The following is a 23,896-nucleotide window of genomic DNA, read 5'->3' as shown; positions in this document are numbered from 1 at the left end:
GCCTTTCATCAGCGTTTATCAATAGGGGTGAGTTCCAGTTCGCCGCGGGCGAGCGCCTGGAGGGTGTGCATGAGTCGAGAAAGGTCTTCGGCAGCAAACGTCGGAAAACCCATCATTTCGGCGAGGAAGACTCCGTCCAAGGCAAATAGAACGATTCCGGCGATATCGGTGCCGCGTGGAGATTTGCTCGCGTTCTCGTACTGCCTGCGGTACCAGCCGCGCACAGGCTCAAGCAGCGTGGGGTCTTCAGCCACGGCCGCCAGCAATGCAGCGCTCATCTTTTGCATCCCGCCGTCAGGCATAGCCGAGACCTGGCTGGATAGCCAAGGGTCTGGATCGCCGACGAATGGCAGCTCTCGCTCTTCCTGCCCGCCATCAAACGCCGAGACCTGGTCATCAATCATCGTGAGGAGCAGATCGCGCTTGGTCTTGAAGTGGTACAGGAACGCACCTTTGCTCATTCCTGCCCGTGCAACGACCGCGTCAAGCGTTAGGTGCCCGGCACCTCCCTCCATGACTACGTCACGCGCAGCTTGAAGGATGCGCTCCCGTGTTTGTTGCGCTTTCTTAGAGATGGAGGGGGCTTCAGCGCCGTTGTCCGCCGAATGCGACTCCTCTGGGCTTGATTTCATACGAGTTGCCATGGTGAAACTCCAAAGATGCTTGATTTTTGAACCGTCTGAACGGTATAGTACACGCCATGAACTATGCCCGTCAAGACGGCCTCCTCAATTCACAACCTAGTGGCTCAACATGTCCGATCCCTACGCCCGCCGCGGCCTTACTGCTGTTGCATTCCTATCGATCACGCTTCTCGCCGCGTGCAGCCACTCGCCTCACAGGGTGGAGACATCACGCGTTGAGGTTCCGGCCAAATTCATGAACGAAGCGGGTCTGGCTGTGCAGCAGGTGCCAGCACAAGCACTCCCGGCCGAGTGGTGGACGGCGTACGGTGATCCGCTGATTGACGCGCTGGTGCGCAACGCGCTGGAGCACAACACCGATCTCGCTATTGCAAGAGCGCGGATTGATGAAGCTGTGGCGATCACCCGACGTACACGCGCTTCAATGTTCCCTAGCTTGGCGCTCACGCCCCAAGCAACGCGCGCGCGCGACTTTTCTTTGGCACCGACCATCAGCAGCGATGCCAGGCTTCCGCTGTCGGCTTCATGGGAAGTTGATCTAGCGGGCCGCCTCTCGCATGCCGCTGATGGCGCACGGATGGACGCAGTTGCTGTCGAACAGAACTGGTTCGCGACACGTTGGCAGATCGCCTTTGAGACAGTGTCCGCTGCACTGCAGCAGCGGCAGGCGGCAGAGCTGGAAGATCTGGCAAAAGAGCGACTTCAAGTCGCCGAGCGCCTTGAGCGTCTGACAGAGCAGAAGTTCAAGGCAGGTCAAGCTACGGGCTTTGACATTGAACGCACGCGTTCCGAGGTCATCGCCCTCCGGGTGGAGCAAGAGCAGTTGCGACGCGTACGCGGCGAAGCAACGCATGCCTTGGATGTGCTCGTTGGCCGGATTCCGGGGGCGCTTGGCAGCGGTCCTGCGCTTGCCTCTCTCACCATGCCCGATTGGACTCCCAGAAGCGTGCCAGGCGAATTGCTGCAGCAGCGCCCCGACGTCAGAGCCGCGCAGGCGCGTCTTGCAGCGGCGACGGCGCGATGGAACGCAGCAGAAGGCGAGCGGTTCCCCAAACTTGTGCTCGATTTGAGTGGTGGGCGCCAACGCTTCGAGAACAACGGAACACGTGTGGCAGGGAACATTTTCTCTCTGGGCTTGGGTGTGACGCTTCCGATCTTTGACGGTGGAGCAATACAAGCGGGAATCGACGAGGGCTCAGCACGCAGTCGCGGCGCACAGGCTGACCTGGAACGCACGGTTTTGCTTGCGCTTCAGGATGTGGAGAACGCTTATCTGGGCTGGCAGACCCAGCGGACTTCTCTGCAGCATCAGGTCGATGGTCTTGTCGTCGCTGATCGACTCCTTGACCGCAGTCGACGCCTCTTTGAGGCGGGACAGGTGGATGCGACCGTTGTTGCAGAAGCGGAGCGTGGCACCTTGTCCCAGCGAGCGGCTCTGGTCCGTGCTCGCGCCGACGCAGCCGTGCAATGGGGTGTTCTCGCTAAAGCGCTTTCTGGTTCGCCAGAGCATGTGAATCTGCAATCTTCACCCTGAGTCCTTGAGTTGGAAGAACGCAGCATGGCAGCGAGTTTTAAATACTGAATAGATCGACGATTAGTAGGGGACGCATGGAAATTCGACATCTACGTTGTTTTATGGCGCTCGCCGAGGAACTTCACTTCGCTCGCGCCGCTGCGAAACTGCATATTGAGCAGTCCCCACTGTCTCGCACGATCAAAGAACTCGAAGAGGAGTTAGGAGCACAGCTCTTTATTCGGAACACGAGAAGCACGCGTTTGACACGAGCTGGGTTGATGCTCATGGAGCACGCACCTCGGGTGTTCGCATCCTTGCAACAGGCGCGGGACTGCGTGAAGGCAGCAAAAAATGGCTTTCATGGACAACTCCGCGTCGCCTTGTCAGACGGCGCAACACTACTGTGCTTACCAGCCCTATTGGCGTTGTGTCGCGAGGAGGAGCCCGAGGTTGAGATTCGCTTTTTTGAGGTGCCACTATCCCAACAAATCAAAGGATTGCACGACGACCTGTATGACGTCGGCTTTGCACAGTCCGACGACGTAGGTGATGGAATCGTCGCACTTCCCGCGTGGACTGACACGCTTATGGTGGCGCTGCCAGCTCGGCATCCGTTGCTGGCTCTTAAGCGAATTCCATTGGATGAACTGCTGCGCTACCCGCTAGTGCTATCTGATCCTCAAGTGTGCGAGGGCCACGCCAAGCACATTGAGCGAGTACTTAGCCGGGCTGAAATGCAGCCTCTAGTTGCCGAGCGGGTTACCACTTTCGACCTGATGATGGCGTTGGTATCTGCCGGTTTTGCACTCGGACTTACAGGGGCTGCACACATTGCAGCCTCCCGAGAGCCAGGAGTCGTGGCGAGGCCGCTTTCGACACGCGTACCACCTTTGACGACCTATCTACTCAGACTTGAAGGCGATCCGTTTGACGAGCTTGCGCGCTTCATTCAGCGAGTACAGGCCATCGAATTGCCAGAGTTTCTCAGGTCAACAAAAAGCCGAAATCCCGATCTTCCGGAGGAATTGATGCCATGAGACTCGCCATCACGCTCGTCGCTGCAATGCTAGTCGCATGCGGTCAATCTGATAAACCGCACAAAGCCACTAGTGCAGAAAAGAAAACCCCGACAGTAGAAGAGCTGGTGGCAGACCCGGAACAGCTCAAGAAGTTGCGCCAGCAATGCAAGACGGATCGGCCTACTTTGGGCGAACTGCTTTGCAACCGGGTAGCGGAGGCAACACGTAAGCGGTTCTACGGTGACGGAAAAACGCCATACACACCGCCCAAAGAATCCCCCAAATTCTGAAATTCAGCAATTCAGCAATTCAGCAATTCAGCAATTCAGCAATTCAGCAATTCAGCAATTCAGCAATTCGCTAGTCTGCCTGAATCTTCTGTTCGGCACGCTGATATTCGCCGGCGCTTACGGAGTCACTCCCTGGCTAGACACAGCGCGAATTCATTCTTTCTTATCGACCTTTCTGCCCCAAACGGTCTTTGACCGGCACTAAGCCAGCACCGATCCTGACGCCTGCGGCACATTTCTAAGCCGCGTTTCCCAAGGGAATCAGCGTAGGAGAGATTGGAGGCGGGGCTATGCAAGGTACGAATGTGCTGTTCGGTCAGATAGCCGTGGTATTCGGCATCGTGATCGCGGGTGTGTGGGGCGCCACACAATGGACGGCAGCAGCCCTTGGCTATCAGGTACGCCTTGGCTCCCCCTGGTTTGATTTCCTCGGCACACCGATCTACCTCCCGTGGAAGCTGTTTGAGTGGTGGTTCTTCTTCGATGCCTACGCGCCACGCGTTTTCGACACGGGCGGTGCCATAGCGGGTGGCAGTGGCTTGCTGGCGGTGGTGGTCGCAGTCTGCATGTCGATCTGGCGCTCTCGTCAATCACGCCTAGTCACGACCTATGGCTCGGCACGCTGGGCAAGTACGGAGGACATTCGCAAAGCCGGCCTTACGCAGCCGATCGGCGTGTTCCTCGGTCAGCACGATGGCAAGTACCTTCGGCATGAAGGCCCGGAACACATCCTCACTTTCGCGCCCACGCGCTCAGGCAAAGGCGTCGGCCTTGTGGTGCCGACGCTGCTTTCTTGGCCTGCATCCGCCGTAGTCCACGACATCAAGGGCGAGAATTGGCAGATCACCGCAGGTTGGCGCTCACGCTACTCACACTGCCTGCTGTTCAATCCGACCGATGCGAAGTCGGCGGCCTACAACCCGCTGCTAGAAGTTCGGCGCGGCGCACATGAAGTGCGTGACGTACAGAACATAGCCGACATTCTGGTCGATCCAGAAGGCGCGCTTGAGAAGCGCAACCATTGGGAGAAGACTTCGCACGCGCTGCTGGTCGGGGCCATCCTGCATGTGCTCTACGCGGGCGAGGACAAGACGCTGCGCGGCGTCGCCAATTTCCTCTCCGATCCGGCCAGCCCCTTCGAGCTGACCTTGCACCGGATGATGACCACACAGCACCTCGTGAACGTGGAAGGTGGTGGCCCGCATCCAGTCGTCGCTTCGGCGGCGCGCGAAGTGCTCAACAAGTCGGACAACGAGCGTTCCGGCGTGTTGAGCACCGCCATGTCGTTCCTGGGCCTCTACCGCGACCCCACGGTGGCCGAAGTCACCTCGCGCTGCGACTGGCGTATCGCCGACCTGATCGCGTCCGAGCATCCGGTGTCGCTTTATCTGGTAGTGCCACCTTCGGATATTTCGCGGACGAAACCGCTCATTCGCCTGATCCTCAACCAGATCGGCCGACGGCTCACCGAATCGCTCGACGGCAGCGACGGCATCGAACGCCGCCACAAGCTGCTGCTGATGCTCGATGAGTTCCCGGCGCTGGGCCGCCTGGACTTCTTCGAGACGGCGCTTGCCTTCATGGCGGGCTACGGAATCCGCAGTTTTCTTATCGCCCAATCGCTCAACCAGATCGACAAAGCCTACGGCCAGAACCATTCGATTCTGGATAACTGCCATGTCCGCGTGACGTTCGCCACCAACGATGAACGCACTGCGAAACGGATCTCCGAAACGCTTGGCACCGCTACCGAACTGCGCGCGCAGCGCAACTATGCCGGGCACAGATTGGCACCGTGGCTGGGGCACCTCATGGTGTCGCGGCAGGAGACGGCCCGCCCGCTACTGACGCCCGGTGAAGTGATGCAGCTTCCGACTGAGGAAGCTGTGGTGATGGTGTCCAGCGTGGCACCGATCAAGGCCAAGAAGCTGCGCTACTACGCCGACGCGAATTTCAAGAACCGCGTTTTACCGCCGCCTGTGCTCGCGGCCGGGCAATACGCGGACGCGCCACCGGCCCGGCCCGACGACTGGAGCGGCCTATCGATCCCAGCCGTGTCAACGGTCCGGGCTGCGGGCCTGTCCGGCGATGGCACAGGCACCGCCGATGACGGCGGCCCACGCCGACAGCCGGAGCTATCCGAAGTCAGCGAATACAGCCCCGAACCGCTGCTCGCCGGCCATGACCTGACTCTGCTCGATGACGACGACGACCTGCCGCTGCCGCTTCCCGGCCAGCTCGACCCGGCCATGCAGCGCACGGCCCGGCTGGCTTCCCTCGACCCCAACGACGGAATCGACTTATGAGCCAATACCGCCTCAATCTGTTCATTCAGCCCGAGCACGCCAAGCGTCTCGAAGAACTGGCCGCCAAGAAAGGCGTGTCCAAGTCGTCCATTGTCGCGGCGGCGCTCGCGTCGTGGCTATCGCCCGATGCTGGCGACCAGCGCGAGGCGGCCATCGCCAAGCGGCTCGATCGCCTGTCGCGGCAGGCCGAGCGCATGGAGCGCGACCAGAACATCCAGATCGAAACACTGGCGCTGTTCATCCGCTACTTCCTGACCGTCAGCACCCCGATTCCCGAAGCCCATCAGGACGCAGCTCGCGCCCAAGGCAAAGCGCGTTTCGAGCAATTCGTGGAGCGGCTCGGCCGCCACCTGCTGCGTGGCCGCAGCCTGGTGCGCGACGTTGTGGAAGAACTGCACCCAGACCCGGCGCGAATGGATGACGCGGAGGCACTGGCTGAAGCGCAGGAGCGTGCCTCATGAGCGCCATTCCGCAAACCCCGCCCGAACTCTCATCCGCCGCAACCTCTCTGGATCGCCGTATCCAGATGCTGCGCACGGCAATGGGGCCAGTCATCGCCGCTGCGCTGGCCGACCCCGACGTGGTGGAAATCATGCTCAACCCCGACCGCACCCTATGGGTGGATCGGTTGTCATCGGGCCGCATGCCGCTGGGCGTGGAGCTGTCCCAAGACGATGGCGAACGCATCATCCGGCTGGTGGCTGCGCACGTCGGCGCAGAGGTGCATCGCGGGCGGCCGCTGCTGACCGCCGAGCTGCCCGAAACCGGCGAGCGGTTCGAGGGCATCTTGCCGCCCGCAGCGCCCGGCCCAGCCTTCGCGCTGCGCAAGCGCGCCGTGAGCATCATCGGGCTGGATCGCTATGTGGCCGACGGCATCTTGACCACAGGCCAGGCCGAGTTCCTGCGCCGCGCCGTGCGTGAGCGCCAGAACATCCTGATCGCCGGGGCGACGAGCAGCGGCAAAACCACACTCGCCAATGCCTTGCTTGCGGAGATCGCCGCCACGGGCGACCGCGTGCTTGTGCTCGAAGACACCATCGAGCTGCAATGCGCAGCCCGCGACCATGTGCCGCTGCGCACCCGCGCTGGCGTCGTGTCTATGACCGAGCTGGTGCGGGCCACGATGCGCCTGCGCCCCGACCGCGTGATCGTCGGCGAGGTACGCGGCGGCGAAGCCCTGGACTTGGTTAAGGTGTGGGGCACCGGCCACCCCGGCGGCATCGCCACCATCCACGCCGGTTCCGCGCTGGGCGCGCTGCTGCGCCTCGAACAGTTGATTCTTGAAGTGGCGGTGAACCCACCGCGTGCGCTGATCGCCGAGGCGGTCAACGTCGTGATCCACATCGCCGGGCGTGGCCGCAAGCGCCGCGTCGAAAGCATCGCCCGTGTCGTCGGTTTCGACGGCACCGGCTATCGCCTGGCGGACGCGCTGGAAACACCGTTTCCCGAGCTGATGCCGGTTCCTCTCGCAGCCGATGCCGCTGCGCCTTCCTCGTCCCTTGACCTACCTGGAGAACTGCCATGACGCAGATGCACGTTCACGCTTTCCGTAATTCCGTAAATCCGGTTTCAACCATCGCACGCCTGCGGCGGCTGGCCGGCCCCGCGCACCACGGCCTGCTGCTGGCCGCAGTCATGCTGATGACGGCGGGCACGGCGAAGGCATCCGGCTCCTCGATGCCATGGGAAGGCCCGCTGCAATCCATTCTGGAGTCGATTCAGGGGCCGGTGGCACGCATCGTCGCGGTCATCATCATCATCGCCACGGGCCTCGCGCTCGCCTTCGGCGACACGTCGGGCGGCTTTCGCAAGCTGATCCAGATCGTGTTCGGTTTGAGCATCGCGTTCGCCGCGTCCTCGTTCTTCCTGTCGTTCTTCAGCTTCTCCGGCGGGGCTGTCGTATGAGTGGCCCGGATAGCTTCGCGGCCGGCTTCGAGGTGCCGCTACATCGCTCGCTGACCGAGCCGCTCTTGATGGGCGGCGCACCGCGCACGGTGGCGATTGCCAACGGCACGCTAGCCGCTGCCGTCGGGCTGGGCCTGCAACTCTGGATTCCTGGCGTAGTGCTCTGGATCGTCGGTCACTCGCTGGCCGTGTGGGGCGCGAGGGTCGATCCGCAGTTCATGCAGGTCTTCGCCCGGCACATCAAGCACAAGCCGCTGCTGGACGTGTAGGAGACGCCGCCATGCTTAACCTTGCCGAATACCGCCAGCGGCCCGCCTTGCTGGCCGACTGGCTTCCCTGGGCTGGGCTGATCGCGCCGGGCGTGGTGCTGAACAAGGATGGCTCGTTTCAGCGCACGGCGCGCTTTCGCGGGCCTGATCTGGACAGCGCCACGCAGGGCGAATTGATCGCCACGACGGCACGGCTAAACAACGCGTTGCGCCGGCTGGGTTCGGGCTGGGCGCTGTTCGTGGAAGCCGAGCGCCAGTCGGCCGCGGACTATCCGCATTCCGACTTTCCCGAACCGCTGTCCTGGCTGGTGGACGAAGAACGCCGCGCTGCCTTTGAGGAATCGGGGAACCACTACGAAAGCAGCTATCACCTGACGCTAGCCTATCTGCCGCCGGAGGAATCCCGCGCTCGTGCAGCCAAGCTGCTCTACGAGCACGCGCCGGGCGATGGTGTGGACTGGCGCGGTCGGCTTGACGCCTTCCTGGCAGAAACGGATCGGGTTTTCGACCTGCTCGATGGCGTGATGCCAGAAATCGTCTGGTTGGACGATGCCGCGACGCTGACTTATCTTCACGCCACGGTGTCCACGCGGCGCTACCGGCTGGCCGTGCCCGAGGTGCCTTTCCACCTCGACGCACTGCTGGCCGATTCCGCCCTAGTCGGCGGCCTTGCGCCCATGCTGGGTGACCAGCATCTGCGCGTGGTGTCGGTGCGGGGCTTTCCGACCTCGACCTGGCCGGGCCTGCTGGACGACCTCAATCGCCTGGGCTTTGCCTATCGCTGGAGTACCCGGTTTCTCTGCCTCGATAAAGCCGAGGCGGAAAAGGAGCTGGGCCGCCTGCGTCGCCAGTGGTTTGCGAAACGGAAGAATGTCATTGCGCTACTGCGCGAAACCATCTTCCAGCAGGAATCGCCGCTGGTGGACACGGATGCCAGCAACAAGGCGGCCGACGCGGATGCCGCCTTGCAAGAGCTTGGCAGCGATCAAGTCGCCTTCGGCTACCTCACCGCCACGGTGACGGTGTTCGATGACGACCCTGCCGTAGCCGACGAAAAGCTGCGCATGGTGGAACGTGTCATCCAAGGACGTGGCTTCGTCACCATCCCCGAAACCTTAAATGCAGTCGATGCGTGGCTGTCGTCCATACCAGGCAATGCCTATGCCAACGTGCGCCAGCCCATCGTCTCGACGCTGAATCTGGCGCACATGATGCCGGTGTCCGCCGTGTGGGCTGGGCCGGAGAAAAACGCCCATCTCGACGGCCCGCCGCTGATCGTCACGCGCACGGATGGCGCGACGCCGTTCCGGCTGGTGACGCACATCGGCGACGTGGGGCATACGCTGGTCGCGGGGCCGACGGGCATGGGAAAATCTGTCCTGCTGGCGATGCTCGCCTTGCAGTTCCGCCGCTATGGCGGCTCGCGCATCTTCGCCTTCGACATGGGGCGATCCATGCGGGCGACGGTGCTGGGCCTGGGCGGCGAACACTACGACCTCGGCGCGGACGGCGCCATTGCCTTTCAGCCCTTGGCCCGTATCGACAGCGAAGGCTATCGCACCTGGGCCGCCGAGTGGATCGAAGGCCGCCTGCTGCATGAAGGCGTGACCGTCGGCCCCGACGAGAAAGCCGCCATTTGGTCGGCGCTCGGCAGCCTCGCTGGTGCGCCGGTGGAGCAGCGCACGATGACCGGGCTTTCGGTGCTGCTGCAATCGAACGCGCTGCGGCAGGCATTGTCGCCGTATGTGCTGGGCGGCGCGCACGGCAAGCTACTGGATGCCGACCGCGACCGGCTCGGCAGCGGCGACGTGCAGGGCTTTGAGATGGAAGAGCTAATGCACAGCCCCGCCGCCGTGCAAGCGGTGCTGCGCTACTTGTTCGCCCGCTTCGATGCACGTTTCGACGGTGCTCCCACGCTGCTGATTCTCGATGAAGCCTGGCTATTCCTTGATGAACCGTCCTTCGCGGCACGCATCCGGCAATGGTTGAAAACTCTGCGCAAGAAAAACGTGTCGGTGATCTTCGCCACGCAGTCGCTTGCCGACATCAAGGATTCGACCATCGCGCCCGCGATCATCGAAAGCTGCGCGAGCCGGATTTTCTTGCCCAACCCGCAGGCGACCGAGCCGCAGATTCGCACGGTCTACGAGGGCTTTGGCCTCAACAGTCGGCAAATCGAAATCGTCGCCACCGCGCAGCCCAAGCGCGACTACTACTACCAATCGCGCCTGGGCAATCGTCTGTTCGACCTCGACCTGGGGCCAGCCGCGCTCGCCTTCTCGGGCGCATCCACACCGCAAGACCAACGCGACATTGACCGAGTGCTGACGCAGGCCGGCGCTCCCGGCTTCGCCGGTGCGTGGCTACGCCATCGCGGCCTCGATTGGGCCGCCGACCTGCTGCCGTCCTCGCCGTCGGCGGCTTCTTTCCTCGCTACTCAACCCCTGGAGATTTCGCCATGAAGACCCGTGTACTTTCCGTTTCGCTCGCCGCCGCGCTGGCCGGCTCGCTGATGCTCGCTCAGCCAGCGGCGGCGCTCACTTTCGTTGATCCCGTCAACTTGGTGCAGAACACGCTGACTGCCATCCGCACGCTGGAGCAGATCAACAACCAGATCAACCAGCTCCAGAACGAAGCGCAGATGTTGATGAACCAGGCGCGCAACCTGGCGAATCTCGACTTCAACATCGTCAACCGGCTGCGCTCGACGCTCGCCACGACTGAACGCCTGATTGCCGAGGCGCAAGGGCTGGCCTACGACGTGCAGAGCATGGATGCCACGTTCTCGCGCCTGTACCCGGAGCAGTACGCCGCCACCATCAGCGGCGACCGCATGGCACAGGACGCACGCGAACGCTGGAAGAACACGCTCGACGGCCTGCACACCGCGATGCGGATGCAGGCGCAGGTGTCGCAGAACCTGACGCAAGACGAAAGCGCGCTGGCCGACCTCGTGAGCCAAAGCCAATCGGCCACGGGTGCGCTGCAAGCGATGCAGGCAACGAACCAGCTTCTCGCCTTGCAGGCCAAGCAGTCCATCCAGGCCCAGCAGCTCCAGATCACACAAGACAGGGCGGCCTCGCTGGAGCTGGCGCGGCAGGCAGCGGCCACCGAGCGCGCCCGCGAAGTGCGGCGGCGCTTCCTGGGCACCGGCACGCCGTACACACCGCAGTCCGTCAACTTCTACAACAACTGACGGGAGGCGGCCATGCGATGCGTTCCTGTCCTGCTGGCCGTGCTGCTGACCGCATGCGGCCAGCAGCCGGCTGAAGACCTGACCGCCACCTTGGCCGCCGATCCCGTGCGGCTCAAGGCGCTGCGCGCCCAATGCGCAGCCGACCGGCAAACCGCAGGCGAAGACACCTGTCGCGCCGCTGCCGAAGCCTTCCGGCGGCGCTTCTTCACCGGCCAGACTGGGCCGGACGAATACCGGACGCTGGCAGAACTGCCGCCGATTCCGGCGAGTTTCGACACGCCAACCGACGACGCGCCGGAAGGTGATGCGTCGCTCGCCGCTGCGGAGGACACGCCATGAACGACGTAACGATCATCGACAGATTCCTCGATACCTTCTCGCGCTACATCGACTCCGGTTTCGGTCTGCTGCAAGGCGAAGTCGCGTTCCTGACGGCCACTCTCATTGTCATCGACATGACCATTGCCGGTCTGTATTGGGCCATGAGCCATGCGACCGGCCAGGGCGAGGACGTGATCGCCAAGCTGCTGCGCAAGGTGCTTTACGTCGGTGCCTTCGCCTACATCATCGGTAACTTCAATTGGCTGTCGAGCATCGTGTTCCGCTCGTTCGCCGGGCTAGGCATCACCGCCACTGGCTCGGCCATAACGATGGAGAACTTCTTGCAGCCGGGTCGGCTTGCCAAGACCGGCATCGACGCCGCTGCGCCGATCCTCGACCAGATCGGTGACATGGCCGGCTTCCCCGAAGTGTTCGTGAACCTCGACCCCATCGTGGTGCTGTTCATCGCTTGGCTGGTGGTGATCCTCTGTTTCTTCGTGCTCGCGGTTCAGCTTTTCATCACGTTGATCGAGTTCAAGCTGACCACGCTTGCCGGCTTCGTCTTGATCCCGTTTGCGCTCTGGAACAAAACCTCGTTCCTCGCGGAAAAGGTGCTCGGCAATGTGGTTTCGTCAGGCATCAAGGTCTTGGTGCTGGCGGTAATCGTCGGCATCGGCTCGGGCCTGTTCGCGGAGTTCCAGGTTCATCCCGACGAGCCTTCCATCGACCATGCGCTTGTCGTGATGCTGGCTTCGCTTGCCTTGCTGGCGCTGGGCATCTTCGGCCCCGGCATCGCCACGGGCCTTGTGTCCGGTGCGCCGCAGCTCGGCGCGGGTGCGATGGCGGGCGCTGCCGTCGGCGCGGTAGGCACGGGTGTTGCCATCGGTGCCGCCGCGACCGGCGTGGGCGGTGCCGTCATGGCGGGCGCACGCATGGCCCCGGCCGCCGCAAAGCTGGCCGGGAGCGGCGCACGCGCCGCCACGTCGGCGGCCAGCAGCGCCAAGTCCGCATTCCAGGCCGGTTCCGCCGCTGCGGGCGGCGGGGCTAAAGGCGCGGCTGCGGGCCTCGGCAATGTCGCCAAGACCGGCGCGCAAGCGGCAGGCCGCCGAGCTGCATCGGGCGCTTCCGCTGCCGGTCAGAAGGTGGCCGACTCCTTCCGGGCAGGATGGAACGGTGCGGATGTCGGCGCTGCCGGTTCCGGCCAGGCCGCCGCAGGCGAAGGCGCAGCCAGCGCGCCGAAGCAAGAGCAACCCGCCTGGGCAAAGCGGATGCACCGCCGCCAGCAGATCACCCATGCCGCAACCACCGCAGCCCACACGCTGCGCAGTGGCGACGGCGGCGGCTCAGGGCAAGGCCCAAGCCTGCGCCCCGATGCGTGACCCGATACCTGACCACCAAGGAGAACCCTATGCGATTCAAACGCCCGCAGGTGCGCTATGCCGACACGCCGCAGCCTGCCACCCCGTACCAATCCGCCGCGCAGGTGTGGGACGAGCGCATCGGCTCGGCCCGCGTCCAGGCCAAGAACTGGCGTTTTATGGCCTTCGGCTGCCTCACGCTTGCGCTGCTGATGGCCGGTGGCCTGGTGTGGCGCTCGGCGCAGTCCATCGTCACCCCTTACGTCATCGAGGTCGATCAGTCGGGGCAGGTGCGCGCCGTCGGCGAAGCCGCCACGCCGTACCGGCCCGCCGATGCGCAGATCGCGCACCACCTGGCGCGCTTCGTGACGCTGGTGCGCTCGCTGTCTATCGATCCCATCGTGGTGCGGCAAAACTGGCTGGACGCCTACGACTACACCACCGACAAAGGCGCGGCGGTGCTCAACGACTACGCCAGCAAGAACGATCCTTTCGCCCGTGTTGGCCGCGAGTCGGTGACGGTGCAGATCACCAGCGTGGTACGCGCCAGCGATGCCTCGTTCAACGTCCGTTGGACGGAGCAACGGTTCATCAACGGTGCCCCCGCCGGGACCGAGCGATGGAACGCGGTGCTTTCCACCGTCCTGCAAACCCCGCGCACCGAACAGCGCCTGCGCAAGAACCCGCTGGGTATCTACGTCAACGGCCTGTCGTGGAGCCGCGAACTGGATTCTTCTGAAGGAGCCAAGCCATGAACCTGTCTTTCCGCTTATACGCTTTCGCGCTGACCGTGGTGGCCCTGTCGGGCTGCGCTTCGCAGGGCAAGCCGCCTCCGTCCATTTCGCTCGATGAGCCGGTGCAGGCACAGCCGCTGCCGGAGCCGCCTGCTCCAGTGGAAGTCGTCGCCATGCCCGAGCCGCTGGCGCTGCCAGCGCAGTTGAAGCCGCTGCACGAGTTGGACGCGGCCCCGGCTAAGCCGGAGCCGGCCGATGAGAAGGTGCGCGTTTCCCGTGCCAATGCCGAGGCGCGCATCGCGCCCACGCGCGAGGGCTACGTCAATGCGATTCAGGTGTGGCCCTTCACCGATGGTGCGCTCTACCAAGTCTATGCCGCGCCGGGACGCGTGACCGTGGTTTCCTTGCAGCCGGGCGAGGAACTAGTGACGGTCGCAGCCGGCGATACCGTGCGCTGGATCGTCGGTGACACGTCCAGCGGCAGCGGCGACGCGATGCGCATCAATGTGCTGGTCAAGCCCATCCGCTCAGGCCTCAAGACGAATTTGGTCATCACCACCAGTCGCAGAACATACCTGCTGGAACTGACCTCGACGGAAAAGGCATGGATGGCGTCGGTGTCCTGGGACTACCCAAAAGACCGGATGTTGGCCTTGCAGCGCCAGTCGCAGGCGGCTAGCGCCGCCGCACCGGTCGATACCGGACTGTCGCTGGAGAAGATCCGCTTCCGATATTCCGTCTCAGGCAGCAATCCGCCGTGGAAGCCGCTGCGCGCCTTCGACGATGGCGAGAAGGTCTATATCCAGTTCCCGCCGGGAATCGCCCAAGGCGAGCTGCCACCGCTGTTCGTCATCGGCGCGCAGGGCGACGGACAACTGGTGAATTACCGTTTTCGCTCGCCTTACTACATCGTGGATCGGCTGTTCGGCGCGGCCGAACTGCGCCTGGGCGGCGACAAGGGTGACGTGGTGCGTATCGAACGCACGGATGGCTTGGCGCGGAGGAACTGACCATGAGCCAGGACGACACTCCCGACCTCGCCACGCCGCATGCGGGCAAGGTGGCACCCGAGGCAGTTGCGCTGCGCGCCCAACCGCGCCCGGTCACGCGCCTGAACCGGCGCACGCTGGCCATCCTCGTCGGCGGTCTCTCGGTCGCTGTGCTCGGCGCGCTGATGTGGTCGCTGCAACCGCAGCGGCGCGGTGCAGGCGAGCAGACCGAGCTTTACAACGTCGATCGCGTCTCGAAGTCCGAAGGGTTGGACGCGCTGCCGGCGGACTACTCGAAGCTGCCGCCCCCCTTGGCGGCATCCGTGCCGGAGTTGGGGCCGCCGCTGCCAGGCGATCTTGGCCCGGCCATTGTGAAGTCGCAGCAGCCGGTGACGGCCGCCTACGCGGCCCCCGGCAACGACCCCAACGACGCGTTGCGCAAGGAAGCCGAAGCAGCAGCGGCATCGGCGGTGTTCTTCCGCTCTGGTTCGCAGAAGGCCGCGCCGGTGGCGCAGACACAGGTAGCCGCTGCGCCGGGCTTCACCGCCAATGCGGCCTTCGACCCGCTGGCGGCCGGGCCTGCGTCGACGGCGGCCCAGCCCGCCGACCCGACCGCCGTGCAGAACCGGCAAGACCAGAAAGAGGCATTCCAGAAAGCCGGAACCACGGAAGCCCGTGATTCCGGCAACCTGACGCTGCCGGCGTCGCCGTATCAGGTCATGGCCGGAACGGTGGTCGCCGGGGCGCTGGTGACGGGCATCAAGTCGGACTTGCCGGGCGATGTGATCGCCACAGTGACGGAGCCGGTCTATGACACGGCTACCGGCAAGTTCCTGCTGATCCCGCAGGGGTCACGCATCCTGGGCAAATACAACAGCCAGGTCAGCTACGGGCAGAGCCGCGTGCAAGTGGTGTGGAACCGGATCATCCTGCCCGACACGTCTTCGCTCAAGCTCGACAACTTGGCCGGCACCGATCCGGCCGGCTACGCCGGCTTGGAAGATGATGTGGATTGGCATTGGGATCGCGTCTTTGCCGGTGCGGCACTGACGACGCTACTGGGCATCGGTGCCGAACTGGCTGCGCCGGAGAACCGGCAGGACGGTGATCGCGTCATCATCGCCGGCCGCGATAGCGCCCAGGACAGCATCAATCAGGTCGGTCAGGAGATGACCCGGCGCAACCTCAACATCCAGCCCACCTTGACGGAGCGCCCCGGCTTGCCGGTTCGCATCATCGTCAACCGCGATCTGGTGCTGCGGCCGTACCAGCCACTTTTCTTCAACAGGGGGACTTCGCGATGACGACGCGCAAGCTACGGCTCGGGCCGCTGCCGAAAACGGAATCCACGAAGCTGACTTTTGCTTGCCCGGCCAGCCTGAAAGCCGACCTCGACCGCTACGCTACGCTGCACGCGCAGACCTACGGCGAGGCGGTCGATGCCACGGTGCTAATTCCGCACATGCTAGAAGCCTTCATGGTCGGAGATCGGGGATTCAGGAAGGGAGGCGCGGGCAAGGCCGCGCCGCCGAAGCCAAGCTGATGATGCCGGTTTCCGCTGGCGGCCATCCCTCAAACGCGCAGCCCAAGGCTGCGCGTTCTTCATTCTGGAGGACGGCGACCGATTGGGCTATGAAGACCAAACGCGGCTACCGCCTGCAGGCAACCGCCCCCGATGCAGCACGCTCGGGCTTTCTACCGCGAAGCTCCTATGTGGCTCCCAGCCCACAACGCCACAGCCCCGCAAGGCGGCCCGAAGTAGAGCCAAACCCGCACCCCATATAGACTTCCGGCCATCAGGCTGATTTCAACAATCGCTTGACTGCGGACATTTTTTATTGCTGCGCTGCGCTCCAGGCGTCCAGTTCTTCCTTCGTTTCGAACGACACAACTACTACAGCATCATGATCAGGGCGTTGCGGCTGTCGCACCATCTGAAAAGGCGGCTCAAAGGTCATATAGTAAATAGGCTGTTCCCGGCGTGCCACCCACTCAGCTTGTTTCCGTTCTGCCAGTTCACAGGCCTCATCATACGTGTCAGCCTGAGCCAGCCATGTCGGCCTATCCCACGCCCCGCCGTTCAGACAGTACACGTGAAATTTCTCGTTATGGGTGACGCAGTAAGGATGATCCCACCAGGCATCGAGCTGGGCCTTGCTGCGCTTCTCGTTAGGCGTAATGTCGAAATTCTTCGGAAGTGTAGGGTTGTTCGGGATCTGGTTAGGCATCATGCGCCTCCTGTTCATACACGCCACGGGGAAGCGCCCGCATGTCATCAGTAATGACAAAAAGCGATTCTGAAATCGTGTTGCCTGTTGGGCGCCCGTCCCCGCAAATTACCACGGCATCATTGCCTGGGTAGCGAGCCGACTCAATGACGGCGAATTCTATGCCATCTGCACGGCGAAACCAGTACAGGCTTTCACCTTCCGGTGATGTTTCAATAGTCTTGCGGAAAAACGTTCCTTCCAGTGTTTCGGGGATGTAAGGCATAAACACTCCTTGTGTACGAAAAAGACCACAAGTTGTTACCCCTGCGGCCTGATCGGGCGAATGCTGCCATTAAGACGGTTAATCGCCCTTGTAAGGTGAGGCAACAAAATGGATTCTAACGCTGTAGCTAACATTCCAGTAGGAATAATTATCCCCGCGAACGCGGATCTAAAACTGATCATCTTTGACTTTCCCAGCATCCGTCCGCTGGGCCAGCAGCAGCAAACACGGGTTCAGCAAGGCGATACACTGTACCGGGTACTGTAAACCCCTGTCCTGCCTATGTCGGTCAGCAGGACTGGAGGCGTGAAGTTCACGTGCTGTGGCCATATACAGACTGGTCTTCCCATGACTCACTGTCATGTTCAAGGGGGCCGGTGATCCATTGTGCGGTGCGTGAAGCTCGGGAGCGAAAAGCCCATGTTTCGTCAGGGCCGATAGTGACGTTTTCCTCCGTCAATGAGGCGTTTTCTGGCATTACAGGTAACTTGCGGGTATCACGATCACCGCTTCCCAGCCAGTGTTCTACTTGCGCCTGGGTCTGAAACAAAAAAGCATGCATATGGCAGGCTGTACCGTCATTGATACCGTACATCCGAAGTCCATCATCAAACTCAGCTATAAAAATATTGTGTGACATACATTAACCTCATGGAATTCGTTTTTTCAGGGGCGAATCCTGGTGCCTTAATTAAAGGGTAAAAAGGTAAACGCTCACCAATGGTACAATATAAAAAACCAATAACGTCATCCACGAACCTTTTTTGAGGCCGTAGATGATTTTAAACGTAGTATCTCTAAACTCGTACAAAATGGAGCATCAAAATAATGAAAATAAACATGGGTAGTCTGAAAAGCGCTGCACCGCTCTTTGTTCTTATTGGCTTGATGATCGCGTTTTCGGCCTATGTGAAATCATGGGCATTGTTATACACGTTGCTGGCGTCATCAGTCATGCTCACAGTCATGATATCGTTGCCATTTCTTGTCTCGCCTTTACAGCATTCAAAATTCATAGTCCTGCGAATTTTACGTTTACTGGTTATTACGCTCTGGGCGGTTGGCCTTGTCGGCGTACTCTTTTCAGTTGTGGAACGCCTTGTATGGGTTAATGCTGACAGCTATCCGTCATGGCTGGCGAAGGAACTGGATTCCCCGACCATCACGGATGGTGAAACTTTTATTAAAGCTACAGAGTCTTTTGAGAAGACCTGCGGTAAAAATAAAGGTTCTCTCAGCGTTGTCGCAAGGCATAACGGCATGTTTATGCGCTGCGATGATAGCGTCTCTTTCGACACCTGGTGGAAGGGGGTTTACCAACTTAAAACACCTGAGACTCGATGATGCATTTCTTTAGTGCAGCAACAGAATGGCCGTATTGTGGTTAAGACATTTTCGACGATATCAGCTACTCCACTGTGGCGGGAAAAGATTCCCCTCTCAGCCACCGGGTACGCAATCTTAGTGGCTCCACTATACCGGGTACAGTTTCCACTTCAGCCTCATCGTGCTATCAGGGCCGTTCACCCTTCACGAACCACTTTATCGGGTATATCTTCCTTCCCGTGACATCACGCCATCCGGGGCGGAGGCAGTAACGGGCTCCACTATACCGGGTAAAACTTGCCAACCAGTGCCGCCACATTTCCGGTGCCTGGTTCGCAAGGGGCCTTATCCACTATACCGGGTATGGATCACATTTTCGTGGCTCCACTGTACCGGGTATAGTTCACATTTTGGTTGAAAAACACACAGAATCGTCAGGGTAAGGCTGAAGAGAAAGGGCTGCATCGGAGTTTTAGGGCTGACATTACCCGGTGTAGTGGAGATCCACTGTACCGGGTAAAAACAGAGCGGAAAGGAGAAGAATATCCACTATTCCGGGTAATGCAGCCACCCACGCGGCAGGCAGCTGCATTATCCGGCATCTATCATGGCTTCATGTTTCTTTTCAGAATATTCAGTACATAATCGCCGTTTTCTTTGTCTATGGAGTATTCCAGAAAACCGATCTCTTTAAGCTGGCCCAGCGCCTTTTTAACTGTGGCATTCTGGTTGCCAAGATGTGAGGACAGTTGCAGGCGTTCACGCAGCCGGTCAAATCCGATACGGTAAAAGGTGCTCGGTAACTCAGCCAGATACAGATACAGGGCCTGTGCGGACTCCTTACGGGCCAGTTTCTGCAACGTCTTCAGGTAGAGTCGGGTTTTACCGTCGACGCGATACAGAGTATTGAGCTTCGAATTTGGCTTGATGACGATTTTCCCGGTGGAACTGTCGTAGTACGTGGATTCCACGAGGTGCATGTTTATCGTTATCTGATCGTCTGTACCGGGTATTTTCTTAATGAACGAGATACTGGTTCGGGCAATACGCGTCAATGAAGCATCAAAACGCTCTTTCAGTTGTTTATCAATGCGCTTGGTGTCAAAACCGCAGAACTTAGCAAACTCCGGGAAATTCAGCTCCAGCTGACCTTCCGAGTCGAGCGGACGGTTAGACAATGCATAAACGATCCCACACCATGATTTGAAGTCAGAGTCCATGTCGAGGCGGGGACCATAAATTTGTATCTGGCTGTAGCCTTCACCCTCCACAATGGATAATCTCGAAAGGGGTTCAGTGGCATCGATACGGTGACTCTTCCGGCCACCCTTATCCGTGGATTTCAGTGTTGGCACAAACACACCCAGACGGAGTAAAACTTTCGGCTGAATGGTCTGTCTTAGCGTGGGAAGCAGTTGGATAACTTCCCCGGAATCTTTTAGGGACTCTTCAATGACAAGAGATAACTTGTTGTTATTACTAGACATATAGAAAGATCCGTTTTGTGCATAAGATCTACATCCTACCCGGTATAGTGTATCGAATCCACCCGGTATAGTGGATTATGCACCCTGTATAGTGGATGGATTACCCGACATAGTGTATTTCGCCCCCTGTACAGTGGATGGCGATCCGCTGAGAGCCCCGATATTACTGGCCTGCGAGGATCGTTATTCCTTTTTGATCTGCTATTGATCCTATATTGATCTTTATTATTATTCTATCCTGTTGATAACTATGCACAGAGACGTCATGAAGCATTACGATCGAAATGTGAGTAAATTCCGATCCGTTCTAAGAACCGCACTAGCACACTTCTTCCCTTGTAGAAAAAGTTACTTTTTTGACGCAAGCGGCTACAGAGTTATGAGGAGAGAGAGCGGAGAAAATGCAGGAAATGGCGTCACGAAAAAAAGCCGCCAGAGTGACTGACGGCTTTTTATGGTTACTTCAGCTCATCAATTTGGATCATAAACTCAGCGGCTCCGGTCTTGCCGTTCTCTGATGGATAAACCGGCATGAGAAGATTATCACCCATACCCATGTCGATATTAACATTTACAGACTCCCCAGGAGCTGCCTCCGCTCCATTAAACACTATCCCGAAGTTGGCATCCTTACGTACTGAGAGGGTCGCGTTCTGTAAGCCTTTGGCTATTTCACCGTTAGTCTTGCGGAGCATGTTTGTAGACAGATAGGCAAGTGGCACGTTATCAGAGGTTTTGAGCGCCGACTTTACTGCAAGGGTTCGAAGGTTATGCAGCTGTACCAAGTTGTTCGGGAGATAACTGAACTTCTGTGTGTAAGTTTTTGTGTTGGACTGGCTGTCCGACACTGTCACACTGAGAGCATAGTTTTCAGAGGGCTCGAAATTCGGGAATATGCGCGGATATTCCGGCGAGTATATGTCTTTACCAGCAGGTGACCAACTGAGTTCAACATTGTCTGATGTCGGTCCGCCAGTTAGCTGGAGACGAGTAATGCGAGGTGTGGTCAGGTTATCGCTCAGTGCAATGCGCAGATTTTCCAGACCATAGACGACGGTGTCATCCTTTACCGGCTTCCCTTCGAAGGTAATAGCAACCGTTGGGGGTGTGGCATCGAGAGCTATCACGCCATAGGTTTTGTTTGTCTGGTTACCGAAACGATCCTGAATATTCACTTCAACGTTGTATTGCCCTTCAGACTGCCGGGAAAGGTCATACTCAATCGTGTAGTTACCCGCGTTTCTGGACTTTTCGACTCCCACAGGCGTCATGCGCTGTTTGGAGTTCTTATCAGTAAGATAGAATCCGAGGAGTCTGAATCCGTCGAACCAATCATTATCTCTGTTGAGATGAGCTTCAACAGTCAGTATCTTAGATGTCGGGCTGTAGGTGATCTCACCAATTTCTGGGACGATTTGATTGTTCCAGCGTGTCATAACCCACTGCTCGGAACGAAGAATAGGGTTCGCGACACTGCGTACATAATAAAGTGTACGGTTATAACCCTGAGTCCCTACCGCCATATCAAAATTCTCAGGAGCTTCGCAACTTGTCTGGCCAACCGGAATGCGGCAGGTTAGGCGTCCCCCAACTTCCTGCTCAAACGGTCTGGCTTCTACATTAAATCTTGCCCGGACGATTTTAATCGGCAATCTGGAAGACAGAACTGTCTCGAAGTCCTTCGACTTATACCAGGTGCCATTGCTATCCTGAAAATCCTCCCAGGTGCCAGTAAAAGCAGGCGTCTTGTTTGCGTTCGGGTTGAGCGTCATCGTGTAGGTCGGGAAGTATCCTGCCCACTGTCCAAAGTTGGCCATACGAGCCATATCCCCATTGAAGGCACCAAATGGCAGCGTCATTTCGACATAGCTGTAGGTGGCATCAGAAGCGATTTCTTTTGCAGCCGAATAAAGGTTAATAAATTCCAGTCCACCCTCTGCATATGCCCGGTAGTTAGATCTCGGGATTTTATACACCAGCCTGATAGGGTTTTCGTTAACCACCATACCGGCTTTATAGGCCGGGTAGTTTTTCACGCCGGGAACGACGCTGGTTGCATCATTTGGATCATGAACAGCGAAAAGGGATATCTCACCAATTGTATTATCAAACCGAAATTTTTGGGTCGGTAACGTGCGGATATTCCCGGCGGTGTCGTAAATTTTGGCTTTTGCCTGAAATTCTTCGTCAAGGTTGCTATCAGGGATGCCCGGTTGCTTCACACTTGCGAAGGTGTAGGGCAGGTACATCGTCTTGTCACCGACGTTGTATTTCATTGGCGTTGAGCTGAAAAGGGTTCCATTAGCGCGATAGATTTCAAATATGCCTTTATCTATTCCAACCGCATCAGCGATGCCCGTTGATAAAAAGCTGTATTGCGCCACAGCTTCAAGACCTAATTTAAATACCGCTCCAGTTCCAGTGCCCAGTGATGTGGTTGCTGTAAGGGCATTTGCAGCCGGAGGTGTGGTGTCTATTGTCCAGTTGTAGTTATACGTAGCTACCACTGACTGATTCAGATCCAAAATGTTGACCTGGACGATCAGTTTTCCTTCCCCGAGAGCGGGTAAAGTTACTTTCTTCCCGTAAAATTCACTGCCGTCGGCTGCTTTTAGCCGATCAGCCACACCGGTACGGGTAGTGGTGGTATTGTACAACTGCGCCCCGGTTTCCCGGGTCACTTTAACGTTTACAAAGCGATCCAATCCAGAAATAAGCGTCAGCGTTACGGTAGAAGCCGGATTGAGTAGCATCCGGGTTGAAGGCGCGTGTACTTCAATGCCATTGGTATCTGTAAAGCTGGATTCATAAATCTGAGCTGTTACCGGAACTGAGACGCCGAGCAAAACCATAGCCAAAGTTATAGTCTGATATTTCATTCAGTATTCCCCTATTGTTTTGTCGTTATTTTAAACGATTCACCTCCGGCACTTTTTCGTTAAGCAGAGTATTTCTGGGCCGTTAATCAGCGGATATTGTCACTTTCGCTGGCCTGGCAAAAGGCGCACAAACGGGCGTTGTTTTACTGAATAATTACACCTCTTATCACCCGGGTGATGAAAACGTTTCGGGTAAAATTTCCTGGCCAACCAGGAGAACATAAATGAAATTTTACAGAGGTCCGTTGATCGCCGCCGTCTATGCGGCACTGCTGTTCCCACTTTGCGGCCAGGCTCAGCTGTACAACTATTCGTACACCGACACACGTGGTACGAAAGTGAATGCTGAACCCTCCAGAGCGTATCTCAACCCAGGTAGCGCAATTACGCTGAACTTGATATCTGGTCTCGACCGCTACGAGCGCGTTACCGTGACACGATCATCAGATAATGTGCAGATGTTCCAGAGTGTCACCGGCCTGGTGACAGTGGCCGACAGGATCACTGCCGCTGATGGTAGTGAGTACTACGGCAAATCCATGGCACTGCCGGTACTGGGCGAGGGGACTTTTGCCCTTAAATCCGAAACCCTCGACAATAAGTCGAATGTCGTGGCCACAACCAGCTACTCCTTCAGCATTGATACCCGCGTATCTTCCCCGCAACAGATGATGCAGATTCCTACGTGCTGACTGCCATAGCAATGGATGAAGCCGGAAACAGCACCACAAAGAGCAGCCGGTTCCGCTACGTACCGAACAACCTGATTGAATTTAATACCATCAAGACGCTGGCTGTGGGCGTGGGGCTGAAGACATCAGATAACCAGCCACTGGCGTATCTGCGGACCAACAGCATCCGGAAGAAAGATGGTTCGCTGATCACAGGAGTGCAGACCGGCACGCTGACGGTCCGTAAAGATGCGGCCTTTGCGGTCAGTATGAATGGGGCGACTGTCATTCCCGGAGATTCGAAAGACATCACAATAGACTTCGGTCAAGGGGATGGCATCCTGATCCCGATCTTCCCGGCCACCAGCGGCAAAGTTGGCGAATCCAGCTTCATGATCGAGCTGCCGCAAATCCAATAAACACCACAGAACCGGCCCCGTCATACGGGGCCTTTTCATGGTGTCTTAACGTAGCCAGAAAGAAACGGAACAGG

The 23,896-nt window shown here is 59.0% G+C and carries 26 protein-coding genes; 20 read left to right on the top strand and 6 right to left on the bottom strand.

From position 1 onward, the window contains the following. Nucleotides 1-8 precede the first annotated feature (8 nt). Nucleotides 9-644, bottom strand: coding sequence for a TetR/AcrR family transcriptional regulator (locus OH663_RS15225; RefSeq protein WP_022652140.1), 636 nt, complete (start codon nucleotides 642-644; stop codon nucleotides 9-11). A gap of 109 nt (nucleotides 645-753) precedes the next feature. On the opposite strand from OH663_RS15225, the gene OH663_RS15220 reads away from it, so the two are divergent. The 16 genes from OH663_RS15220 (at nucleotide 754) to OH663_RS15145 (ending at nucleotide 16,090) form a co-directional block, all read left to right on the top strand. After that, on the top strand, nucleotides 754-2,178 hold the full coding sequence (locus OH663_RS15220; protein WP_028699135.1) for an efflux transporter outer membrane subunit: 1,425 nt from the start codon (nucleotides 754-756) through the stop codon (nucleotides 2,176-2,178). 74 nt (nucleotides 2,179-2,252) lie between these two features. Continuing rightward, nucleotides 2,253-3,197, top strand: a complete 945-nt coding sequence (locus OH663_RS15215; RefSeq protein WP_004883081.1) for a LysR family transcriptional regulator — start codon at nucleotides 2,253-2,255, stop codon at nucleotides 3,195-3,197. Further along, a complete protein-coding gene (locus tag OH663_RS15210) occupies nucleotides 3,194-3,469 on the top strand; it encodes an EexN family lipoprotein (RefSeq protein WP_004883082.1) in 276 nt (91 codons plus the stop codon). Before OH663_RS15215 ends, OH663_RS15210 begins: the two co-directional genes overlap by 4 nt. A gap of 290 nt (nucleotides 3,470-3,759) precedes the next feature. Next, complete coding sequence (locus OH663_RS15205; protein WP_004883083.1) at nucleotides 3,760-5,775, top strand: conjugal transfer protein TraG; 2,016 nt, start codon at nucleotides 3,760-3,762, stop codon at nucleotides 5,773-5,775. Then, complete coding sequence (locus OH663_RS15200; RefSeq protein WP_004883086.1) at nucleotides 5,772-6,236, top strand: ribbon-helix-helix protein, CopG family; 465 nt, start codon at nucleotides 5,772-5,774, stop codon at nucleotides 6,234-6,236. Before OH663_RS15205 ends, OH663_RS15200 begins: the two co-directional genes overlap by 4 nt. Continuing rightward, nucleotides 6,233-7,300 carry a P-type conjugative transfer ATPase TrbB gene (gene trbB / locus OH663_RS15195; protein WP_004883088.1) on the top strand — a complete coding sequence of 356 codons (1,068 nt, stop codon included), beginning with the start codon at nucleotides 6,233-6,235 and terminating at the stop codon, nucleotides 7,298-7,300. The genes OH663_RS15200 and trbB overlap by 4 nt, the downstream gene beginning before the upstream one ends. Nucleotides 7,301-7,305: 5 nt before the next feature. Further along, nucleotides 7,306-7,680 (top strand): TrbC/VirB2 family type IV secretion system protein, encoded by a 375-nt coding sequence (locus OH663_RS15190; protein ID WP_425267603.1) that lies wholly within the window; start codon nucleotides 7,306-7,308, stop codon nucleotides 7,678-7,680. Next, a complete protein-coding gene (locus OH663_RS15185) occupies nucleotides 7,677-7,949 on the top strand; it encodes a VirB3 family type IV secretion system protein (protein WP_004883097.1) in 273 nt (90 codons plus the stop codon). Before OH663_RS15190 ends, OH663_RS15185 begins: the two co-directional genes overlap by 4 nt. A gap of 11 nt (nucleotides 7,950-7,960) precedes the next feature. Continuing rightward, entirely contained in the window at nucleotides 7,961-10,411 is a 2,451-nt protein-coding gene (gene trbE / locus OH663_RS15180) for a conjugal transfer protein TrbE (RefSeq protein WP_004883099.1), read from the top strand. Further along, complete coding sequence (gene trbJ / locus OH663_RS15175) at nucleotides 10,408-11,145, top strand: P-type conjugative transfer protein TrbJ (RefSeq protein WP_004883101.1); 738 nt, start codon at nucleotides 10,408-10,410, stop codon at nucleotides 11,143-11,145. The genes trbE and trbJ overlap by 4 nt, the downstream gene beginning before the upstream one ends. Before the next feature lie 12 nt (nucleotides 11,146-11,157). Next, entirely contained in the window at nucleotides 11,158-11,484 is a 327-nt protein-coding gene (locus OH663_RS15170) for a hypothetical protein (RefSeq protein ID WP_004883103.1), read from the top strand. Beyond that, nucleotides 11,481-12,845, top strand: coding sequence for a P-type conjugative transfer protein TrbL (gene trbL, locus OH663_RS15165; RefSeq protein ID WP_004883106.1), 1,365 nt, complete (start codon nucleotides 11,481-11,483; stop codon nucleotides 12,843-12,845). The genes OH663_RS15170 and trbL overlap by 4 nt, the downstream gene beginning before the upstream one ends. A 29-nt stretch (nucleotides 12,846-12,874) precedes the next feature. Further along, nucleotides 12,875-13,579 (top strand): conjugal transfer protein TrbF, encoded by a 705-nt coding sequence (gene trbF, locus OH663_RS15160; protein WP_004883108.1) that lies wholly within the window; start codon nucleotides 12,875-12,877, stop codon nucleotides 13,577-13,579. Next, nucleotides 13,576-14,568 carry a P-type conjugative transfer protein TrbG gene (gene trbG, locus OH663_RS15155; protein WP_004883112.1) on the top strand — a complete coding sequence of 331 codons (993 nt, stop codon included), beginning with the start codon at nucleotides 13,576-13,578 and terminating at the stop codon, nucleotides 14,566-14,568. The genes trbF and trbG overlap by 4 nt, the downstream gene beginning before the upstream one ends. A 2-nt stretch (nucleotides 14,569-14,570) precedes the next feature. Then, nucleotides 14,571-15,851 (top strand): TraB/TrbI/VirB10 family type IV secretion system protein, encoded by a 1,281-nt coding sequence (locus OH663_RS15150; RefSeq protein ID WP_004883119.1) that lies wholly within the window; start codon nucleotides 14,571-14,573, stop codon nucleotides 15,849-15,851. After that, nucleotides 15,848-16,090 (top strand): DUF2274 domain-containing protein, encoded by a 243-nt coding sequence (locus OH663_RS15145; protein WP_004883121.1) that lies wholly within the window; start codon nucleotides 15,848-15,850, stop codon nucleotides 16,088-16,090. Before OH663_RS15150 ends, OH663_RS15145 begins: the two co-directional genes overlap by 4 nt. Nucleotides 16,091-16,382: 292 nt before the next feature. Here OH663_RS15145 and OH663_RS15140 read toward each other — a convergent pair whose 3' ends face one another. Beyond that, nucleotides 16,383-16,778: a DNA-binding protein gene (locus OH663_RS15140; protein ID WP_223203170.1), complete on the bottom strand. Its 396-nt coding sequence runs from the start codon at nucleotides 16,776-16,778 to the stop codon at nucleotides 16,383-16,385. Then, nucleotides 16,768-17,040, bottom strand: coding sequence for a hypothetical protein (locus OH663_RS15135; RefSeq protein WP_022652138.1), 273 nt, complete (start codon nucleotides 17,038-17,040; stop codon nucleotides 16,768-16,770). Before OH663_RS15135 ends, OH663_RS15140 begins: the two co-directional genes overlap by 11 nt. A gap of 108 nt (nucleotides 17,041-17,148) precedes the next feature. Between OH663_RS15135 and OH663_RS15130 the strand changes: the two genes are divergently transcribed. Then, a complete protein-coding gene (locus tag OH663_RS15130; RefSeq protein ID WP_022652137.1) occupies nucleotides 17,149-17,307 on the top strand; it encodes a hypothetical protein in 159 nt (52 codons plus the stop codon). 46 nt (nucleotides 17,308-17,353) lie between these two features. Here OH663_RS15130 and OH663_RS15125 read toward each other — a convergent pair whose 3' ends face one another. Beyond that, nucleotides 17,354-17,680 carry a hypothetical protein gene (locus OH663_RS15125; RefSeq protein ID WP_015063087.1) on the bottom strand — a complete coding sequence of 109 codons (327 nt, stop codon included), beginning with the start codon at nucleotides 17,678-17,680 and terminating at the stop codon, nucleotides 17,354-17,356. Between the two features lie 188 nt (nucleotides 17,681-17,868). Between OH663_RS15125 and OH663_RS15120 the strand changes: the two genes are divergently transcribed. Then, nucleotides 17,869-18,384 (top strand): hypothetical protein, encoded by a 516-nt coding sequence (locus OH663_RS15120; RefSeq protein ID WP_015063086.1) that lies wholly within the window; start codon nucleotides 17,869-17,871, stop codon nucleotides 18,382-18,384. A 587-nt stretch (nucleotides 18,385-18,971) separates the two neighbouring features. On the opposite strand, the gene OH663_RS15115 is transcribed toward OH663_RS15120, so the two are convergent. Then, nucleotides 18,972-19,853 carry a RepB family plasmid replication initiator protein gene (locus OH663_RS15115; protein WP_040115182.1) on the bottom strand — a complete coding sequence of 294 codons (882 nt, stop codon included), beginning with the start codon at nucleotides 19,851-19,853 and terminating at the stop codon, nucleotides 18,972-18,974. 458 nt (nucleotides 19,854-20,311) lie between these two features. After that, nucleotides 20,312-22,732, bottom strand: coding sequence for an Ig-like domain-containing protein (locus OH663_RS15110; RefSeq protein ID WP_015063084.1), 2,421 nt, complete (start codon nucleotides 22,730-22,732; stop codon nucleotides 20,312-20,314). A 224-nt stretch (nucleotides 22,733-22,956) separates the two neighbouring features. Between OH663_RS15110 and OH663_RS15105 the strand changes: the two genes are divergently transcribed. Beyond that, nucleotides 22,957-23,424 carry a DUF4165 domain-containing protein gene (locus OH663_RS15105; protein ID WP_015063083.1) on the top strand — a complete coding sequence of 156 codons (468 nt, stop codon included), beginning with the start codon at nucleotides 22,957-22,959 and terminating at the stop codon, nucleotides 23,422-23,424. After that, the gene (locus tag OH663_RS15100; protein ID WP_071701118.1) at nucleotides 23,418-23,822 is read left to right on the top strand and encodes an Ig-like domain-containing protein; all 405 of its coding nucleotides are present in this window, start codon (nucleotides 23,418-23,420) and stop codon (nucleotides 23,820-23,822) included. The genes OH663_RS15105 and OH663_RS15100 overlap by 7 nt, the downstream gene beginning before the upstream one ends. The last annotated feature ends 74 nt before the right edge of the window (nucleotides 23,823-23,896 follow it).

It is taken from the genome of Citrobacter sp. Marseille-Q5395, from assembly GCF_947057495.1.
GTDB classification, from domain to species: domain Bacteria; phylum Pseudomonadota; class Gammaproteobacteria; order Enterobacterales; family Enterobacteriaceae; genus Citrobacter; species Citrobacter murliniae.
This window is presented reverse-complemented; position numbering and strand designations above follow the sequence as displayed.

Bases quoted from the DNA above. Each gene is read 5' to 3' on its own strand.
- OH663_RS15225 (WP_022652140.1), bottom strand. From the start codon at position 644: ATGGCAACTCGTATGAAATCAAGCCCAGAGGAGTCGCATTCGGCGGAC.
- OH663_RS15220 (WP_028699135.1), top strand. From the start codon at position 754: ATGTCCGATCCCTACGCCCGCCGCGGCCTTACTGCTGTTGCATTCCTA.
- OH663_RS15215 (WP_004883081.1), top strand. From the start codon at position 2,253: ATGGAAATTCGACATCTACGTTGTTTTATGGCGCTCGCCGAGGAACTT.
- OH663_RS15210 (WP_004883082.1), top strand. From the start codon at position 3,194: ATGAGACTCGCCATCACGCTCGTCGCTGCAATGCTAGTCGCATGCGGT.
- OH663_RS15205 (WP_004883083.1), top strand. From the start codon at position 3,760: ATGCAAGGTACGAATGTGCTGTTCGGTCAGATAGCCGTGGTATTCGGC.
- OH663_RS15200 (WP_004883086.1), top strand. From the start codon at position 5,772: ATGAGCCAATACCGCCTCAATCTGTTCATTCAGCCCGAGCACGCCAAG.
- trbB (WP_004883088.1), top strand. From the start codon at position 6,233: ATGAGCGCCATTCCGCAAACCCCGCCCGAACTCTCATCCGCCGCAACC.
- OH663_RS15190 (WP_425267603.1), top strand. From the start codon at position 7,306: ATGCACGTTCACGCTTTCCGTAATTCCGTAAATCCGGTTTCAACCATC.
- OH663_RS15185 (WP_004883097.1), top strand. From the start codon at position 7,677: ATGAGTGGCCCGGATAGCTTCGCGGCCGGCTTCGAGGTGCCGCTACAT.
- trbE (WP_004883099.1), top strand. From the start codon at position 7,961: ATGCTTAACCTTGCCGAATACCGCCAGCGGCCCGCCTTGCTGGCCGAC.
- trbJ (WP_004883101.1), top strand. From the start codon at position 10,408: ATGAAGACCCGTGTACTTTCCGTTTCGCTCGCCGCCGCGCTGGCCGGC.
- OH663_RS15170 (WP_004883103.1), top strand. From the start codon at position 11,158: ATGCGATGCGTTCCTGTCCTGCTGGCCGTGCTGCTGACCGCATGCGGC.
- trbL (WP_004883106.1), top strand. From the start codon at position 11,481: ATGAACGACGTAACGATCATCGACAGATTCCTCGATACCTTCTCGCGC.
- trbF (WP_004883108.1), top strand. From the start codon at position 12,875: ATGCGATTCAAACGCCCGCAGGTGCGCTATGCCGACACGCCGCAGCCT.
- trbG (WP_004883112.1), top strand. From the start codon at position 13,576: ATGAACCTGTCTTTCCGCTTATACGCTTTCGCGCTGACCGTGGTGGCC.
- OH663_RS15150 (WP_004883119.1), top strand. From the start codon at position 14,571: ATGAGCCAGGACGACACTCCCGACCTCGCCACGCCGCATGCGGGCAAG.
- OH663_RS15145 (WP_004883121.1), top strand. From the start codon at position 15,848: ATGACGACGCGCAAGCTACGGCTCGGGCCGCTGCCGAAAACGGAATCC.
- OH663_RS15140 (WP_223203170.1), bottom strand. From the start codon at position 16,778: ATGATGCCTAACCAGATCCCGAACAACCCTACACTTCCGAAGAATTTC.
- OH663_RS15135 (WP_022652138.1), bottom strand. From the start codon at position 17,040: ATGCCTTACATCCCCGAAACACTGGAAGGAACGTTTTTCCGCAAGACT.
- OH663_RS15130 (WP_022652137.1), top strand. From the start codon at position 17,149: ATGGATTCTAACGCTGTAGCTAACATTCCAGTAGGAATAATTATCCCC.
- OH663_RS15125 (WP_015063087.1), bottom strand. From the start codon at position 17,680: ATGTCACACAATATTTTTATAGCTGAGTTTGATGATGGACTTCGGATG.
- OH663_RS15120 (WP_015063086.1), top strand. From the start codon at position 17,869: ATGAAAATAAACATGGGTAGTCTGAAAAGCGCTGCACCGCTCTTTGTT.
- OH663_RS15115 (WP_040115182.1), bottom strand. From the start codon at position 19,853: ATGTCTAGTAATAACAACAAGTTATCTCTTGTCATTGAAGAGTCCCTA.
- OH663_RS15110 (WP_015063084.1), bottom strand. From the start codon at position 22,732: ATGAAATATCAGACTATAACTTTGGCTATGGTTTTGCTCGGCGTCTCA.
- OH663_RS15105 (WP_015063083.1), top strand. From the start codon at position 22,957: ATGAAATTTTACAGAGGTCCGTTGATCGCCGCCGTCTATGCGGCACTG.